This is a genomic window from Streptomyces sp. NPDC026673 (assembly GCF_040638135.1).
GTDB lineage: Bacteria > Actinomycetota > Actinomycetes > Streptomycetales > Streptomycetaceae > Actinacidiphila.
In genome coordinates, this window is sequence record NZ_JBEZXR010000043.1 from 25,459 (window position 1) to 42,154 (window position 16,696).

General features: G+C 68.8%; 14 protein-coding genes and 1 pseudogene. 12 read left to right on the forward strand and 3 right to left on the reverse strand.

What is annotated here, in order from left to right; all coding sequences use genetic code 11:
• Positions 1-367: 367 nt before the first annotated feature.
• The 6 genes from AB0F62_RS26270 (at position 368) to AB0F62_RS26295 (ending at position 7,008) form a co-directional block, all read left to right on the forward strand.
• Entirely contained in the window at positions 368-1,942 is a 1,575-nt protein-coding gene (locus tag AB0F62_RS26270; protein ID WP_361803924.1) for a S8 family peptidase, read from the forward strand.
• A 776-nt stretch (positions 1,943-2,718) separates the two neighbouring features.
• Positions 2,719-3,891: a transposase gene (locus tag AB0F62_RS26275; protein ID WP_361804035.1), complete on the forward strand. Its 1,173-nt coding sequence runs from the start codon at positions 2,719-2,721 to the stop codon at positions 3,889-3,891.
• Positions 3,892-4,345: 454 nt separating this feature from the next.
• Positions 4,346-4,609: a hypothetical protein gene (locus AB0F62_RS26280; protein WP_361803927.1), complete on the forward strand. Its 264-nt coding sequence runs from the start codon at positions 4,346-4,348 to the stop codon at positions 4,607-4,609.
• 130 nt (positions 4,610-4,739) lie between these two features.
• Positions 4,740-4,910, forward strand: a complete 171-nt coding sequence (rpmF, locus tag AB0F62_RS26285) for a 50S ribosomal protein L32 (protein WP_361803930.1) — start codon at positions 4,740-4,742, stop codon at positions 4,908-4,910.
• Positions 4,911-4,917: 7 nt separating this feature from the next.
• Positions 4,918-6,105: a GTP-binding protein gene (locus tag AB0F62_RS26290; RefSeq protein ID WP_361803933.1), complete on the forward strand. Its 1,188-nt coding sequence runs from the start codon at positions 4,918-4,920 to the stop codon at positions 6,103-6,105.
• Between the two features lie 105 nt (positions 6,106-6,210).
• A complete protein-coding gene (locus AB0F62_RS26295) occupies positions 6,211-7,008 on the forward strand; it encodes a class I SAM-dependent methyltransferase (protein WP_361803936.1) in 798 nt (265 codons plus the stop codon).
• Between the two features lie 168 nt (positions 7,009-7,176).
• Here the strand turns inward: AB0F62_RS26295 and AB0F62_RS26300 are convergent, their stop codons facing one another.
• Complete coding sequence (locus tag AB0F62_RS26300) at positions 7,177-7,488, reverse strand: hypothetical protein (RefSeq protein ID WP_361804038.1); 312 nt, start codon at positions 7,486-7,488, stop codon at positions 7,177-7,179.
• Between the two features lie 494 nt (positions 7,489-7,982).
• Here AB0F62_RS26300 and AB0F62_RS26305 point away from each other — a divergent pair, with 494 nt between their 5' ends.
• Both AB0F62_RS26305 and AB0F62_RS26310 read left to right on the forward strand, forming a co-directional pair.
• On the forward strand, positions 7,983-8,144 hold the full coding sequence (locus AB0F62_RS26305) for a hypothetical protein (RefSeq protein WP_361803939.1): 162 nt from the start codon (positions 7,983-7,985) through the stop codon (positions 8,142-8,144).
• A 1,024-nt stretch (positions 8,145-9,168) separates the two neighbouring features.
• Positions 9,169-9,597, forward strand: a complete 429-nt coding sequence (locus tag AB0F62_RS26310; RefSeq protein WP_361803942.1) for a hypothetical protein — start codon at positions 9,169-9,171, stop codon at positions 9,595-9,597.
• A 52-nt stretch (positions 9,598-9,649) separates the two neighbouring features.
• Here the strand turns inward: AB0F62_RS26310 and AB0F62_RS26315 are convergent, their stop codons facing one another.
• Entirely contained in the window at positions 9,650-10,204 is a 555-nt protein-coding gene (locus tag AB0F62_RS26315; RefSeq protein ID WP_361803945.1) for a hypothetical protein, read from the reverse strand.
• Between the two features lie 1,139 nt (positions 10,205-11,343).
• Here AB0F62_RS26315 and AB0F62_RS26320 point away from each other — a divergent pair.
• From AB0F62_RS26320 to AB0F62_RS26330, 3 genes and pseudogenes are all read left to right on the forward strand, one after another.
• The gene (locus AB0F62_RS26320) at positions 11,344-12,960 is read left to right on the forward strand and encodes a metallophosphoesterase family protein (protein ID WP_361803948.1); all 1,617 of its coding nucleotides are present in this window, start codon (positions 11,344-11,346) and stop codon (positions 12,958-12,960) included.
• Between the two features lie 68 nt (positions 12,961-13,028).
• On the forward strand, positions 13,029-13,262 hold the full coding sequence (locus AB0F62_RS26325; protein WP_361803951.1) for a transposase: 234 nt from the start codon (positions 13,029-13,031) through the stop codon (positions 13,260-13,262).
• Positions 13,263-13,280: 18 nt separating this feature from the next.
• Positions 13,281-13,427: pseudogene (locus AB0F62_RS26330) on the forward strand (IS5/IS1182 family transposase); the annotation flags it as partial.
• Between the two features lie 245 nt (positions 13,428-13,672).
• On the opposite strand, the gene AB0F62_RS26335 reads toward AB0F62_RS26330, so the two are convergent.
• Complete coding sequence (locus AB0F62_RS26335; RefSeq protein ID WP_361803954.1) at positions 13,673-14,761, reverse strand: Glu/Leu/Phe/Val dehydrogenase dimerization domain-containing protein; 1,089 nt, start codon at positions 14,759-14,761, stop codon at positions 13,673-13,675.
• Between the two features lie 335 nt (positions 14,762-15,096).
• On the opposite strand from AB0F62_RS26335, the gene AB0F62_RS26340 reads away from it, so the two are divergent.
• Entirely contained in the window at positions 15,097-16,695 is a 1,599-nt protein-coding gene (locus AB0F62_RS26340; protein WP_361803957.1) for an ABC transporter substrate-binding protein, read from the forward strand.
• Position 16,696: the final 1 nt, after the last annotated feature.

The window sequence follows — 16,696 nt, forward strand, 5'->3', positions numbered from 1 at the left end:
CTCACCAGGTTCGGAGACCCGGGTTCCCACGGCCTCGGTCCGCGTCCCACGCAGGCGTTGACGTGCTGCCTACAGCGGAACGCGAGCACTCTGCAGAGCACAACCTGCAGTCAGCCGGACTTGCGGGGTGGTCAGGCGTGAGAGGGCCCGTGCCGGCCGGTGACGCGGGACAGCCTCAACCGGACAGCGTCCGGAAAGGCCCTCTTGTGGGAATCCCAAGGATCGGTAAATCTTTCGGACGGCAGCGGCACGTCAACCCCGCCGATATCTCGGCGCCACCACGAGCCAGTGGACATGGATTGACATGCCCCTGACCGCCGGCAAGGCCCCCCACATCAGCGCACCACCATTGAGGAGGACCCCCCACATGTCCGTGATGCGCAACTCGCGGCGAAGACTGTCCGCCATCGGTGCGATAGCCGTCGCCGCCCTCGCGCTCGGCACCGCGTCCGCCCTTCCCGCCTCCGCCGCCGAGGCAGCCCCGGAAGGCGTCATCCAGAACCAGGACGCGCCCGGCGCCATCGCCGACAGCTACATCGTCACCCTCGACGACTCGGCCGCCGACGCCGACTCCAAGGCGGGCAAGGCCCTCGCCGCGGAGTACGGAGCCAAGATCAAGAAGACGTACACCGCCGCTCTCAACGGATACGCCGTCGAACTCTCCGAGGCGCAGGCGAAGAAGTTCGCCGCCGACCCGGCCGTCGAGTCCGTCGTGCAGAACCGCGTCTTCACCATCTCCGGCACCCAGCCGAACCCCCCGTCCTGGGGCCTGGACCGTATCGACCAGCGGGCGCTCCCCCTCAACCAGAGCTACACCTACCCCGATCCGGCGGGTGAGGGCGTCACGGCCTACATCATCGACACCGGCGTGCGGATCACCCACAGCGACTTCGGCGGCCGGGCCTCCTACGGCTACGACGCCATCGACAACGACAACACGGCCCAGGACGGCAACGGCCACGGCACACACGTCGCCGCCACCGTCGCCGGAAACTCCTACGGCGTCGCCAAGAAGGCCAGGATCGTCGGCGTCCGCGTCCTCAACAACGCCGGCTCCGGCACCACCGCGCAGGTCGTCGCGGGCATCGACTGGGTGACGCAGAACGCCGTCAAGCCGGCCGTCGCCAACATGAGCCTCGGCGGCGGCGTCGACTCCGCCCTGGACACCGCCGTGCGCAACTCGATCGCCTCCGGCGTCACCTACGCCATCGCGGCGGGCAACGACGGCGCCAACGCCGCCAACACCTCCCCGGCCCGGGTGACCGAGGCGATCACCGTGGGCTCCACCACCAGCACCGACGCCCGCTCCAGCTTCTCCAACTACGGCAGCGTCCTGGACATCTTCGCCCCGGGCTCGTCGATCACCTCGGCCTGGAACACCAGCGACAGCGCCAGCAACACCATCTCCGGCACCTCGATGGCGACCCCGCACGTCGCCGGTGCGGCCGCGCTCTACCTGGCGAACAACCGCACGGCCACCCCGGCGCAGGTCTCCTCCGCCCTGACCACCGCGGCGACGCCGAACGTGGTCGGCAACCCCGGCAGCGGGTCACCGAACCGGCTGCTGTACGTCGGCACCGGCACGACGCCCCCGCCCGGCCCGAGGTTCGAGAACACGACCGACTACACGATCAACGACAACGCCACGGTCGAGTCGCCCGTCACCGTCAGCGGCATCGCGGGCAACGCCCCGTCCGCCCTCCAGGTCCCGGTCAACATCGTGCACACCTACATCGGCGACCTCCAGGTCCAGCTCATCGCGCCTGACGGCACCGCCTACACGCTGAAGGGCTACGGCACGGGCGGCAGCTCGGACAACATCAACACCACGTACACCGTCAACGCCTCCTCCGAGGTCGCGAACGGCACCTGGAAGCTGCGGGTCAGCGACAACGCCAACCTCGACACCGGGAGGATCGACTCCTGGGCGCTGCAGTTCTGACGCGTCGAACACTGAGATCCGAACGTCCAGCCGAGGTGGGGCGGTCGCTGCCGTGACCGCCCCACCCCCCGCCGGCATCGTAGGACCGACCGGCAAGCGGTGAGCTTCCCGGCGGCCGGACGCTCTGGCACGAGACAGGCACGGGCCTGGGTGATCACGGGCTTCTCCACGCTCAGTGATCACCGGAGGGCCCGTGCCTGCTGTCCCGGCCGACCCGCCCGAGCCCCGTGAGGCCAGTTGATCAACCCGCCGCCCACGCGCGGCACCTCTGCGCGAACTCACCCGCCGGCCGGCCCGTCACGGACGCACGCCTCGAGGTGGCTGCGGAGCCGTCACCAGCGCCAGTCACCGCCCGACCCGGTTCAGCCGAAGAACGGCCGGCGGGAGGGCGACCGCGGGCGGACGACCGGACGTTTCCCGGTGACCAGGGTCTTGTGGGTGGACGCGTTGCCCACACCAGGTGGACGTCCGACTCCAGAAGCCGCAGATACAGCCCCACCACGTCGCGGACCTTCTCGATGAACGGTGGTCCTCAGACGCTTCGAGGGGACCTCCGGTTGCGGCTTGAGGCCGAGGCCCGTGAGATCCGGGGGCTGCCGATCGCGACATGGTCACCGCGGCCCTTGACTTCTTCACCGTGTTCTGCCGAGGAAGCCCGGGGCTTCAGCCCCCCGGAGGAATCGGCTCCTGAACGCCTGGGCGTGAAACGCCCAGACCTCGCTGCGCCTCAAGTCGGCCGTCAACGGCGGCGATTGTCAGTCCGGCCGAATACGGTACTGGTCGTGGGCGTGAAGATTGTCGTGCAAGCCAAGCTGCTGCCGACCGCCGAGCAGGCGGTCGCGTTGCGGTCGACGCTGCACGCATGCAACGCCGGCGCTGACCGGGCTGCCGAGGTTGCCTTCACCAAGCGGGAGTTTTCGAAGTTCGGCTTGCAGAAGCTCGTCTATGCGGACCTGAAGGCCGCTGGGCTGGGTGCCCAGGCAGCGATACGTACGATCAAGAAGGTCAGCGACGCATACACAACTCTGCACGCGAACATCAAGGCGGGGAACCTCGGGAAGCCGGGTTCGAAGCGGCGTGTAGAGACAGAGTCGAAGCCGGTCACGTTCCGGGCCGTGGCGGCGCAGCCGTACGACGACAGGATCCTCACCTGGCAGTTTGATGCTGGGACTGTGTCCATCTGGACGACCTCCGGCCGGCTGAAGGGCATGCGCTTTGTCGGCGACGCAGACCAGCTGAAGGTCTTGCGCGATCACCGCAAGGGCGAGTCTGACCTGGTCGAACGCGACGGGGACTTCTACCTTCTCGCAACGTGCGAGGTCCCCGAGGCGGAGCTCAACGAGGACCCGGACGGGTTCCTGGGCGTGGATCTCGGCATTGTGAACATCGCAACGACGTCCGACGGCGATGTCCTCGCCGGCCGCAGGTTGAACCGGTACCGCGCACGGCAGGCGGCACTGCGAGCCAAGCTGCAAAGAAAGTGCACGAAGTCGACGAAGCGGCTGCTGAAGAAGCGGGCCCGCCGCGAGCGGCGGTTCGCCGCGGACGTGAACCACACCATTTCGAAGCGCATCGTGGCTGAGGCTGAACGCACCTCGCGCGGCATCGCCCTGGAGGACCTGGGTGGCATCCGTGAGAGGGCTCGGTTGAGAAAGCCCCAACGGGCTGCGGTGCACTCCTGGGCGTTCGCCCAGCTCGGGCAGTTTCTGGAGTACAAGGCACGCCGGCACGGCGTGCCCCTGGTGTACGTGGATCCCGCGTACACCAGCCAGCAGTGCTCAGAGTGCCAGTACACAGACAAGAAGAACCGGGCCTCACAGGCCCGGTTCGAGTGCAGGTCGTGCGGCGTCGTTGCGCACGCTGACCTGAATGCTTCCCGCAACATCGCCCGTAAGGGCGAGGCTGCGTGGCTTGCGGGGCGTGCGTCACGCGTCCCAGCCCCTGCCTAGCAGGGGCTCAGATGCGGGAGAGCACACGACAGCCAGTCGTGTACCTACCTGCAAGCCCGGTCCTTCAGGGCCGGGTCAAGTTGACCAGTGCGTGGCCCCGCACCGCCCCTTCTCCGGCGTCCTGACGATCGATCACCTCTCCGGCGAGCTCGTCGCTGATCCTCCGCGGAGCACCAGATCGGTCTTCGCCCGTCAGCTTCCCCACCGGTCACGGACGCCGCGTCTCCGGCTGACCCGGTGCCCATCCTCAGCCGGCAGGGCGGCCACGCCCCTCTTCCCACCGCTCTTCCGCACGATCCGGCACCGGGCGGTCGAGACCATATGGAAATGAATGTCATGATGGACAAGTGCCATGGGCCGGTGTCACTCTCGGCCCCCGTCACGAGAAGAAGGAGGCGCCGATGGGGCGCACGAAGGCAAACCGCGTCAAGCGCGAACGGCAGCCGCGGGACCCGTGGGCGAAGATGCTCATCGGCGAGATCACCCCCAGCTCTTCCGCGGACGCGTCACCACCCCGGCGGTCATCACCGAGATGAGGGCCGCCGACCCCGGCCACGCCCGGCAGTTCGGTCCCGAATGGGAGCGCGAGGCCCTGGAGAACAACCGGCCCTCGATCGAGGATCCCAAGTTCCTCGCCGCCACCGAGAAGCGGTGGGCCGAAGAGGGGACCACCAGCCGCGTGGCGGCGAACAATCGCGACTGCCGCTGCGCCTGCTGACCTTGCCGACCCCGAAACGGGGCCGACTCGGATCATCAGGGCCAGTCGATACCGGGGCAACCGGATGTCGTAATGAAATCCATTTTCATGTATCGTCTACCTCGTTCACCGCTCGTACCTGGAGGTCCCCATGGCCGTACCCAAACGCAAAATGTCGCGCAGCAACACCCGGCACCGTCGCGCGCAGTGGAAGGCCACGACGCCTCAGCTGGTGACGGTCACGGTGGACGGCGTGCCGTACCAGGTCCCCCAGCGGCTGGCCAAGGCGTACGAGCGCGGTCTGCTCCGCCCCGACGGCTGATTCCCACATGACACACGCCCCCGCGCGCCGCCTTCCCGTCACCGTCCTTTCGGGGTTCCTCGGCTCCGGCAAGACCACCCTGCTCAACCATGTCCTCGCAAACCGCGAGGGATTGCGCGTCGCCGTCATCGTCAACGACATGAGCGAGATCAACGTCGACGCCGCCCTGGTGCGCGGCGGCGAGGCAGCGCTGTCGCGCACCGAGGAGCGTCTGGTCGAGATGACCAACGGGTGCATCTGCTGCACCTTGCGCGACGACCTGCTGGAAGAAGTGGACCGGCTGGCGCGCGAGGGGCGCTTCGACTACCTCCTCATCGAGTCCTCCGGCATCTCCGAGCCCATGCCGGTTGCCGCCACCTTCGCTTTCGCCCGCGACGACGGCGCCACCCTCGGCGACCTGGCCCGGCTGGACACGATGGTCACGGTCGTGGACGCCGCCAACTTCCTGCCCGAGTTGGCCGGCGGCGATGAACTGGCCGAACGGGGCCTGGACCAGTACGAGGACGACGAACGCACGGTCAGCGACCTGCTGATGGACCAGATCGAGTTCGCGGACGTGATCGTCCTCAACAAACTCGACCTCGTCGACGCCACGTCCGCCGCACGGCTGCGGGCCACCCTCACCCGGCTCAACCCGGCGGCCCATGTCGTGCCGGCCGTGCGGGGCCACGTCCCTGTCAGCGAGGTCCTGGGCACCTCCCGCTTCGATCTGGAGCGGGCGCAGCAGGCTCCGGGCTGGGTGAGGGAACTCAACGGCGACCATGTTCCCGAGACGGAGGAGTACGGCATCTCCTCCACCGTCTTCCGTTCCGCGAGGCCCTTCCACCCCGGGCGGCTGTGGACCTTCGTGACCGAGGCGCTCGACAGCGGCGCCTACGGGCAGGTGCTCAGGTCCAAGGGCTTCTTCACTCTCTCCAGCCGGCCTCGTGTCACGGGGCTGTGGTCGCAGGCCGGCTCGGTGGCGCGCTTCGAGCCGTCCTCCGCGCGTGACGCCGACAGCCCCTACAACCAGGAACTCGTCTTCATCGGCACCCACCTGGCCGCGGAGTCACTGCGGGCGGCATTGACCGACTGCCTCATGCGGGAAGGCGAGGCTCGGCCCGATTCCGACCCCTTCCCCGCCTGGGAGACCTTCGGTTTCGACGAGAGCTGCGAGCACGAGCACGACCCCCTCACGGCGGCGACGGGGCACTGAGACTCCGGGCCGGACGGTGGTCGCAGCCACGGCACCGTCCGGCCCGGCCCACGATCCGTGTCAGGGAGGCCGCTCACGGACAGGGAAAAGCCGCGCCTGGGAACCGTGCAGGAAACGCTCCTCATCCCGCTGTACGCCCGCGCGGTGGAGAACCACAAGGAACACGCCCTGCTGCGGGACCCGCGGGCCGAGGAACTCGTCGCCTCGCTGGACTACGACTTCGCGCGCTTCGACGGTCTCCCCAGCCTCACCGGCGCCTTGCTGAGCACCCTCCTGTTCGACCGGTGGGTGGCCGACTTCCTGTCCGCGCACCCCGAGGGAACCGCGGTCGAGATCGGCACCGGACTCAACACGCGCTACGAACGCGTCGACAACGGCCGCGCCCGGTGGTTCGACCTCGACCTGCCCGATGTGATCGGCCTGCGCGGGAACTTCTTCACGGACACCCCGCGGCGGACGATGATCGCGGCCTCGGTAACGGACGGGGCATGGGCCGCCGAGGTGGCCTCGCGCGCCGACGGGCCGTACCTGTTCGTGGCGGAGGCCATACTGCCCTACCTGCACGAGAGCGATGTGCGCCGGGTCGTCGATCTCCTCGCCGACCGCTTCCGGGGCGCTCTGCCGGCCCTCGACACCGCCGGCCCCGGCTTCTTCGAGACCCAGGAACCGCACGACGCCCTCAGCAAGGGCGAGGCCCGTATGCAGTGGTACTGCCCCGAGCCGGCCCAGCGGGCCGAATGGCGTCCGGGGACCGGTGTGCTGGCGTCGCACACCCTCACCAGCCTGCCCGATCCCATGCTGGCCGAACTACCGCTCCCCTACCGGCAGATGGTGTCCGCACTCACCGCGCAGCGGCTCCCCCAAGCCGAGGGCTACCGGCTCAATCTCCTGCACCTGCCCTGAATTCCGGGTGCGCGTCCCGAAGAAGAAAGTCCGGCCGTGACCCCTCCGGGTCACGGCCGGAACTCCGATCGTTGCAGGCGAACGGCACGGCCACCAGGCCGACAGCACACAAAGAAAATGCACCCCGGATTGGGGTGCATTTTCTTTTCGGACCAGCACGAAGAACGGTTAGTGGTCGTCCCAGTGACCGTCGTGCGCCGCATGCCGGTGGCCGTCGTGCACATAGTCCGTGTGATCACCGTGCGGTACCGCCGCGTGCCCGCAGCCCGCCCCGTGCGAGTGGGCATGACCGGCGTGTTCCTGGTGTTCGCCGACCTCGCATTCGTCCGTGTGCCCCTGGTGCTCTCGGTGAAGGTGCCCATCGTGCACGTAGTCCACGTGATCACCATGAGGAACTGCCACGTGCCCGCAACTTTCACCGTGCGTGTGTTCATGCCCGGGGTGCGGCTCATGCTTCAGGGGAGGTGTCACGTCACCCATCTCCATGGATTCAGGCCACCGCTTGGGGGAGGCGGCAGCATCCGACCGCGCTTCTGCTTTCTTCCCCGCAGGCAAGATTGCCACAGAGAACACACGCCGGCAAACGGTCACTTTCACACCGCGAATTCGACAACGGTTTCCATCGCGGATTACGAAAGAACGCTTCACGGATTTCAAGGAACGCGGTCCGTTCTTTTCTCCGACATTTCTGAACCGCATCCGGACGGAGAGAACCGGCCCGGGATCCCCTGCGCACAGCGCGCTTCATCGACAATCTTCCGGAAGGAAGATCTCGGGTAATGGCCCTCGCACGCGAGTGGCCGCTCCAGACTCGCGTCCGCGGCAATGGGACGGGGAGACCGGCGGGACGGGCGAAATACATCGCTCGACGACACCACACCCCCAGCTGTTCAGCCGTGCCGATGCTGTGATCACCCGGCGTTAACTCGAGCACACATCCGACCGCACAGGTAGCCGATGGCCGGCTGTACGAGATGCCGGACGCCTGGGATGGTGCCTCGACCCAACGGCGCACAGTCGCCTCGCGGTTTGGGCACGACCACTACGGCGAGCGCCATCACGAGATCGTCTTCACCGGTATCGCCCTGGACACGCAGCACATCGATGCAGCCCCGAAGGCGGCCCTGTTCACCTGACGCCGCACTGGCGCCGGTGCGGGAGGGCCGGGAACCCGGCCCCACCCCTTGCGGACCGACGACGCTGCACGACCCGAAGTGCGGGACCGGAGTAGCCCGTCGAGAATTACCCGCATGCTCTGTTGTATGCAGAGAGGCTCCCGACCTCACCCTCGGCATCGATACGGCCAGGACCCCGAGCGTCGGCCGATCCCAAGGCCAATCTGACAGTCCAGGCATTCCTGGATTCAGGCCGTTCCAGGGTCTCGATGACCTTGATCCGTCGCCTACTGCGCGGGGGCCGCCGGCCGAACCACTCGCCATACAGCAGGGAGGACAGCTCGCGATAGGGCACGGGCACTCCCCCAGCCGGTGATGCGCACCTGGACACTCCCGGTCCGTCCCAGCCCTGGCGGGACGGACCTGATCTGCCCGCACTGCGACCGGCTACCAGCCTCTGCGGAAATGGTCGCCACCCAGGCCGTGGTGGTCCGGCATCTGGCGCAGCATGCACGCTCCGAACCGCTACCTTGGTCACCTTCGGACGTGCCGGTGCGAGGAACACGGCTGCCAGTGGCATCAACGACACCGGGGGTGCGACGGGCCGATCGCACTGCTGCTGACACGCAGCGCGTGCGGCCGCATCTGGCGTGTCGCCGACGCGTGCCCCGCCTGCGCGGCCGCCACACGGCACGCCGCGGCCGTTGGTGAACCCCAGAGAGCAACGAGCGACGCTCGGCTCGGCGCAAGCGGTCTCGGCAGGGGCGACGGAACGCCGCAGACGGTCGAACCGGAAAGCGCGGCTGAGCAAGCACCCTGGTGGACCGACGATGCCCTGTACGGCTGATCCACGTCCACGGCCCAGCGTGGACAGGCGCACCAACGCGGATGCGGCTGCAGGCTAGGGGTGTCGCGGTCCTGAGCGGCCCGCCGCCGATGAGGCGAGGCATGGTCTGGTGAGTACCTCGGGCAGACTGGCTCACGCCGTTGTCGATGTGCAGGGACGGTGGTTGTGCTGTTACGGCATCAGGAGGTTGAGGTCGATGTGGACTTCTATGGGTTCTGCCTGCAGGAAGCCGAGGACCAGTTCGTTCCCGAGATGTATCCGGACGGCCGGGAGAGCATCGGTGAACCCTTCTTGACCGCACGCCCCAGGCGGTTGGACATCGAAAGCGGCGGCCACACCCACACCGCGCACCTGAGAGCCGAAGTCTTCGACGCCGAGCCACCGGCCGATACCCGTGAGCCGTGGGAGGCCAGCGGCCAGGCCCCGCTGTTCTCCCAGTCGGGTGAACTGCGGATCTGGGGCGTGGCGGGCGGCCCGATCGGGGAGTCCCTGGAGCTTGGCGCCACCGACACCCAGTGGCAGGTGCGGGTGTACTGCACCGGGCGTGCGGAGGTGGGCCGCCTGGCGCAGCTGGAGGTCCCCAAGGGCGTGGAGCGGTACCTGGTGCAGTTCTGGCCCGCGGCCTGACCGCAGATGGGCGGGAGGCACCCGGGTGCACGCCTCCCGCCCACCGGCTGCGTCAGGTGATCTGGACGATGAAGGCGTCGTCCTGGCCGTCGACGAGGCGGTTCTTCAGCAGGAATCCGGCCAGCAGGGTGCCGGCTGCTCCGTTGTCCGGCTTGGGCAGCGGCAGGACCGAGTAGTTGTTCTTCGGCTTGGACGGCTCATAGGCGGGGAGCGCCTGGGCGCAGCCTTCGTAGGTGACGGCGAAGGGGAACTCGTCGCATTCCTTGCCACCGGCGGCGTAGTTGGTGCCCCAGTACTGGCGGCAGTTGCGGATGGCCTCGCTGCGGTTCTTCTCGCGCCGCGTCTTGTCGTGGAAGAGACGGTGCAGCGGGTTGTCGGCGCTTTGGCCGGGGGGCTTCTTGGCGGCGTTGGTGGGCTTGGTGGTGGCGGGCTTGGTGTAGGCGGTCTTCATGTGGTCGGCGACCGCCTTCTCGGGGGCGCCGGCCGTGGAGCTGTACTGCAAGGTGGCCAGGTAGCTGAAGACGGCGGCTCCCGCCCGGGTGACGTAGGTGGCGGTGTCCCAGCGTGGCGCGAGGAAGAACAGGTCGCCCTTCAAGTCTCCTGCCATCTCCCAGCCCGCAGGGGGCGTCAGCTCGATGGTGGGCTGATAGCCCGGCCCGCAGAGCTGGCAGGTGCTTGCCGCGCAGAACAACCGCGAAGACGAGGTCGTCGACTCCTGTGCCCTGGCCGGCGCCGACGCTGACGAAGTGCAGGAACGTCGCCGGGCTCCGTGATCACACATGTCACGTCAAGATCATCACATCGCTGCCCCAGTGCCCCTGACTCCCGTTGCTACACCCTGTTCCTTCCGGTCCCGTCGTGACGCTCAGCTCTTATCGGGCCTGGCTGCCAACGGTGAGGGGGATACTCATCGCGGCTCTCCGGGGTGAGGGCATCGCGGCGGGCGAGGGCCACCGACAGAGGCAGCCCCAGCCGCTCGGCCGCGCGTCGGCGGACACGCACCTGTGCTCGTGTCCGGGGGCGGAACGAGGGGAGCGGCGAGCATCCGCAGCCCGGGCGGTGGTCGTAGGTCAGCCCCTCTGCGAGCACGGTAGCAACGACGGACCATGCCTTCGTGTCGCATCGTCGGGGCGCGGCGAAGTCGTAGCCGGCGAAGACGAGCTGCTCACGACATCCAGGACAGATGCGCTTCCGGATCGGCCACGTGCTGCCCTTGAAGGAGAGCCGGCACGCAACGCACACGTAGTGCCGGGAAGCGCCGTTGAACGCGTGGTAGCACATGCTCCAGAAGACTACGCGCGGTCCGCGGGCGGGCCCAAACGGATTCGTCATGCAGATCAGGCCAGTCAGCCGCCTGTCAGCCGCTCAAGCGGGGTGCGGCTGAGCTAATAGCGGGACAGCCCTTGAGTACTTCCTCCGCGCCAACATGAGCGCATCCCTCCAAGGTTCAGCGCTCTGCACCGAACCCGGAACGGTTCACTCCACCCGTGAGGCGAGGACCTGGAACCGCGCGACATCCCAACCCCACCACGGCATCAGCCAAGACAGGGCGAGGCCACCGCGGGAAGTGCCGTCCGTTGCGGTGACCGCCATCTGGCGTTCATACCCGTCTCACCGCTCCGGTCGACTGTGCTTCCTAGCGTCCGTGAGTGCGCGCCGCTGACCTGCCGCAGCCCGCTGTCAGGTTCGAAGCGCTGCTGGACGGTCGGTGTGCAACTGCACCCGACGACGCGAAAGGCCCCTGGAATGTCCGAAGAACCCAAGCAAACCAGAATCTCTCGTCGCAACGCGCTCGGCCTGTTCGGCGCGACAGTGTCCGGCGCCGCCGCCGGGCCGCTGGTCCTCGGCGCCGGAACCGCCGAGGCGGTCCCGGCGAAGTCAGAGGTCACCGGTCTCACCACCGGATCGGCCACCACCCCCGTCCAGGGCCTGCACCTGACCTTCGGCGCCGACCCACGCAGCCAGATGGTTGTCTCGTGGGTCACCGACGCGGCCGTCAAGAACCCGCGGGTCGTTTACGGCACTCTCAGTGGCGGCTTCGGCTCCACAGCGCACGCGAGGACGAAGACCTACGTGGACGGCACCTCCGGGCGCACCGTCTGGGTCCATCACGCGCTGATCAGCAAGCTCAAGGCCGACACCGACTACCTGTACGCGGCCCAGCACGACGGCGCCACCCCCGACGCCGGCACCTTCCACACGGCGCCGTCCGGCCGAGCTCCGTTCACCTTCACCAGCTTCGGCGACCAGGGTGCGCCCAGCGTGACGTGGAAGACGGGAGCGAACCCGGCCGACGCCTCGGGCCGGGACTTCGAGCCCAACGCCACGCCCGCCGCAGCCGACATCGTCACCGGTATCGAGAAGGTCGGCCCGCTGTTCCACCTCCTCAACGGTGACCTCTGCTACGCCAACACCGGGCCCGACCGCGTCCGCGTCTGGCGCGACTTCCTCACCAACAACAGCCGCTCGGCGCGATTCCGTCCGTGGATGCCGGCCGCGGGCAACCACGAGATCGAGCTGGGCAACGGCAAGCTCGGTCTCGACGCGTACCAGACCTACTTCGAGCTGCCCTCGACCGAGACCCAGCCCGAACTCGACAACCTCTGGTACTCCTTCACCGTCGGCTCGGTGAAGGTGATCACCCTGCAGAACGACGAGATCGCCCTGCAGGAGGGCGGCGACATCTACATCAAGGGCTACTCCGGTGGCCGACAGCTCGCCTGGCTGGAGAAGGAGCTCAAGTCGGCACGGGCTTCGAAGGACATCGACTGGATCGTCATCTGCATGCACCAGGTGATGATCAGCTCGGCGACCGCCGCGAACGGCGCCGATCTCGCGCTGCGCGCGGCGTACGGCCCGCTGTTCGACAAGTACGGCGTCGACCTGGTGGTCTGCGGCCACGAGCACGACTACGAGCGCTCGTTGGCGGTGCGTGGCGTCGTCCCCGGCAGCGTCACCCTCACGCCCAACCCGAGCCAGAGCGCACTCGACGTGATCGAGAGCGAGCACGGCACGACGCACATGGTTCTCGGCGGTGGCGGCGTGTCCGGCATCACCAACAACAGCTTCACCACCGACGACGCCGACGGTCACGGGCATCACTCGGCATACGTCCAGATGGAGCACGTCGGCAAGTACAACTCGGTCAAGGAGAAGGAGACGGCGGTCTGGATCGGCGTCCGCGACGCGGAGCATCCGTACGGCTTCGCCGAGTTCTCCGTCGACCCGGGCCGTCACCCCGGTGACATGACCCGCATCCACGTCACCTACTACAACATCATCACGCCCACAGGTGAGCTGTCGGTCTTCGAGAAGTTCACGCTCCAGCGTCGTCGTAGTGACGGTGGCCACGGCCACCACTGACCCACCGCGAGCAGGGTTTCCTCACATCATCTGATCGTTGGTTGGTGTGTGTCGTTGACTGACGCGCAGTGGGCTCGTGTGGAGCCGTTGCTTCCCCACCGGACACCGAAGCCGGTGGGCGGTGGCGGGGTCACCGGCAGATAATCGACGCGATCGCCCAGGACGGAACCGGCACGTCGTGGATGGATCTGCCCGAGCACTTCGGGTCGTGGGAGGGTGTCGACGACCGGCTACGAACCTGGGCAGCCGGAGGCATCTGCCAGCGCATCCTGACTGCGCGACTCGCCCAGGCCGACACCTAAGGCGACCTGGACCGTGTCGTCGCGGTCGACTCCACGATCGTGCGAGCCCACCGGCATGCGGCCGGGGCCTGTCAAATAGGGGCCCCGGCCGGCGAACCGGCCGACCACGCGCTCGGGCGGTCCCGCGGCGGGCTGACCACGCAGATCCACCTGGCCGCCGACGACCACTGCCGGCACCCGGCCTCTACAACCGACAGCGGCGCCACTCAGCACTGGGCTACCGCACCCCGATCGAGTACGAGCTACTCTCCGAACAAGACACCATCCCCCGTTCATCCGGGCCGGCCGCATGACCTTCCTCGCCGTGGCACCGCGATGGTGGCGACGTTCCGGCGGCCGGCGAGGCAGGGGAACGCTCGTTGCGGGTGCGTGGTCACCGCTCGCCTCGCGCCCGGCCGAAGGCGGACCGTTCAGGGCCGGTGAGCCGGGATGCGGCCGGCGCGCGGCGCCGTCCCGAGCCGGGCGGCCGCGAGGTCGTTCGCGGTCGCGAGCGGCGTCCGGTCGGCACGCTCGGCGGCCGTCAGGATCCGGGCGAGCACGGTTCCGATGTCCTGCACCCGGCTGATCGCCTCGTGGTGCCCGATGCCCTCGATCTCGCGGGCGAGGGCGTAGATCACGCCTCCGGCGTTGGCCACGAAATCGGGGGCCCAGAGGATGTCCCGTCTCCTGAGGTCCTCGGCGACGTCGTCGGTGACGAGTTGATTGTTCGCCGGCCCGACGATCGCCGTGCAGCGCAGCCGGGGAACCACGGCCCCGTGCAGGATGCCGCCGACCGCGGCCGGAACGAGGATCTCGGTGTCGGTGGTGATCGCCTCCCCTGGTTCGACCCATTCCGCGCCGAGTTCCTTGGCCAGCGTCTCTTTGCGTTCATCCACATCGGACACCTTGAGCTCCGCGCCCTCCTGCGCGATGCTCCGTGCCAGCCGCTCGCCGACCGCGCCGAGTCCGCTGACGGCGACGCGGCGCCCGGCCAGCGACGTGGTACCGAAGCGGTGCGCCGACACCGCGCGCAGCGCGGCCAGCACCCCGGTCGCGGTCGGCGCCGCGGGAGATCCGGAGCCGCCGTGGGACTTCGGCAGGCACAGGGCGTGCGAGGTGCGTTCCCGCACCACCACCATGTCCTCGGCCGAGGTGCCGACATCGGGCCCGGTGCTGTACCGGCCGCCGAACTCCGCGACCAGGTCGCCGACGTCCAGCAGCACCGCGCGCCGGTCGACGCCTGCGGGATCGATGCCCTCGTCCAGTGCGATCACGGTCTTCCCGCCGCCGTGGGCAAGACCGGCCGCGGCGCACTTGTAGCTCATCGCCTCCGACAGCCGCAGCGCGTCGGTCAGTCCGTCCTGCCAGTTGTGGTAGGCCCGCATCCGGCACCCGCCGACCGCGGGGCCGAGGACCGTCGAGTGCACCGCGACGATGAGCGTCGCACCGGATCGCGGCCCGCGGCGGATGACCAACCACTCGTGCCCGAGCGGGTCCTGCTTCGCTGCGACGTTCTGCATCCGTCTGCCCTTCGTGTCGTGGCGGCCCCGCACCCTCGGCACAGGATCCGCCACAGCATCCGGGCCGCCGCACCGCGCCGCTTCGTCGGGCGCGCACAACGCCGCATCGGAACTTGTGCGGATCAGACGATCCACGCCCGTCGGTGTGGGTCCACGGCACCCCGGCGGGGCCGGAGGCGATCGCCCCGGTCCCGTGCCCGCGGATCCGGCCCCTTGGGCCCCGGCGACGAACACGGGGCGTCCGTCTGGTGGCCGTCGACGAAGACGGCCGGGGCGTGCCGGCTGGATGCTCCTCCGCATCCCTCACCGCCACGGTGGGCTGCTGGAGGCTCCTGATGAAACTGCACCGAACCATGACAGCGGTGTTGTGCGCGATCGCACTCGCCGCCACGGCCTGCTCCGCAGGGGCCTCCGGCCCGGGCGGCGAGGGCCGGGGCGCCTATGTCCGCAACGGGACGTTCACGGCGACCCTTGCCCAGGACCCGGGCAAACTCGATCCGTATCACACCGTGGTCGCCGCGGCCAACAACCTCCTGTCCTTCGCCTACGACCCGCTGGTCGTCCTGGACGACAAGGGGAACCCGGTCCCGGGCATCGCGACCAAGTGGGAGGTCACCCCGTCGTCGGTCACCCTGACCATCCGAAAGGGCGTCACGTGCTCCGACGGATCGCCGGTGACCCCCAGTGTCGTCAGCAAGGACCTGGAGTACCTGAAGGACCCCAAGGCCGCCTCACCGCTGCTGGGCATCGTGCTGCCGAACAAGGACTACACCACCAGGGCCGACGACGCCGCGGGCACCGTCACCATCACCACCGGCAAGCCCGACGGCCTGCTGCTCCAGTCGCTGTCCGCCTTCTACGTGGTGTGCGGCAGCGGCACCGCCGACCCCACCGCACTCGCCGGGAAGACCAGCGGATCGGGCCCGTACAGGCTGACCGAGGCCGTCCCCAACGACCACTACACCCTGGTCCGCCGTGACGAGTACGCCTGGGGGCCGAACGGCGCCCGGATCAATGTGCCCGGGGCCCCGAAGAAGGTAGTCCTGAAGGTCGTCGGCAACGACACCACCGCGGCCAACCTCCTCACCAGCGGCGGCCTCAACGGCAGCGTCGTCAACGGCCCCGACCGGCAGCGACTGGTGCGCACCATGAAGGAGCACCGCTTCGAAGCCGGCGGGATCCTGGCGGTGTTCAACCAGCACCAGGGCCACCCCGGTGCCGACCCCGTGGTGCGCAAGGCGCTCACACAGGCCCTGGACCGCGGGCAGATCGCCGCCGTGCTCACCGACCGGCAGGGCAAGATCGGTGACACCACCATGGGCGTGCCGCCGCTGATCTGCGACGACTCCGGTGCCGCGGCGGGCATCCCGGCGTTCGACGAGACGGCCGCGGCCGCCGCGCTGGACGCGGCCGGCTGGTCCAAGGGCGCGGACGGGATCAGGGCGAAGGGCGGCACCCGGCTGAGCCTCACCGCGCTGTACGCCTCCGACCGGCCGAACCTGCCGGCGGGCATGGAGCTGTTCTCCGCCGCGTGGCGGAAGCTGGGCGTCGAGGTCAAGGTGAAGACCCTGACCTCGGCCGCCTTCCTGCAGGCGATCTTCCAGGGCGACAACTGGGACGTGGCCCCGATGATCGCACTGGCCACCCAGCTGCCGTCGCAGAGCGTCAGCTTCTTCTCGGGCCCCGGCTCCCCCAAGGGATCGAACTTCGCCGGCATCCGCAACACCGCGTACGAGCAGCTGGTCGCCCAGGCGGTGCAGACCCCCGGACGGCCAGGCTGCGCGCTGTGGACCGAGGCCGAGAAGGCGCTGTTCGCCGGAGCCGACGTCGTCCCCATCGCCCAGAAGTACGTCAGCTACTTCGGGCGCGGCGCGACCTTCGAGATCTCCGGCGAGATGCCCCTCCCGACCAGCATCCGGCTGCGCGCCCACTGAG

What these genes read in the sequence shown, in the direction of transcription:
- AB0F62_RS26270 (WP_361803924.1), top strand. Translation starts at nt 368, where the DNA reads ATGTCCGTGATGCGCAACTCGCGGCGAAGACTGTCCGCCATCGGTGCG.
- rpmF (WP_361803930.1), top strand. Translation starts at nt 4,740, where the DNA reads ATGGCCGTACCCAAACGCAAAATGTCGCGCAGCAACACCCGGCACCGT.
- AB0F62_RS26290 (WP_361803933.1), top strand. Translation starts at nt 4,918, where the DNA reads ATGACACACGCCCCCGCGCGCCGCCTTCCCGTCACCGTCCTTTCGGGG.
- AB0F62_RS26300 (WP_361804038.1), bottom strand. Translation starts at nt 7,488, where the DNA reads ATGGGTGACGTGACACCTCCCCTGAAGCATGAGCCGCACCCCGGGCAT.
- AB0F62_RS26305 (WP_361803939.1), top strand. Translation starts at nt 7,983, where the DNA reads ATGCCGGACGCCTGGGATGGTGCCTCGACCCAACGGCGCACAGTCGCC.
- AB0F62_RS26315 (WP_361803945.1), bottom strand. Translation starts at nt 10,204, where the DNA reads ATGGCAGGAGACTTGAAGGGCGACCTGTTCTTCCTCGCGCCACGCTGG.
- AB0F62_RS26320 (WP_361803948.1), top strand. Translation starts at nt 11,344, where the DNA reads ATGTCCGAAGAACCCAAGCAAACCAGAATCTCTCGTCGCAACGCGCTC.
- AB0F62_RS26335 (WP_361803954.1), bottom strand. Translation starts at nt 14,761, where the DNA reads ATGCAGAACGTCGCAGCGAAGCAGGACCCGCTCGGGCACGAGTGGTTG.
- AB0F62_RS26340 (WP_361803957.1), top strand. Translation starts at nt 15,097, where the DNA reads ATGAAACTGCACCGAACCATGACAGCGGTGTTGTGCGCGATCGCACTC.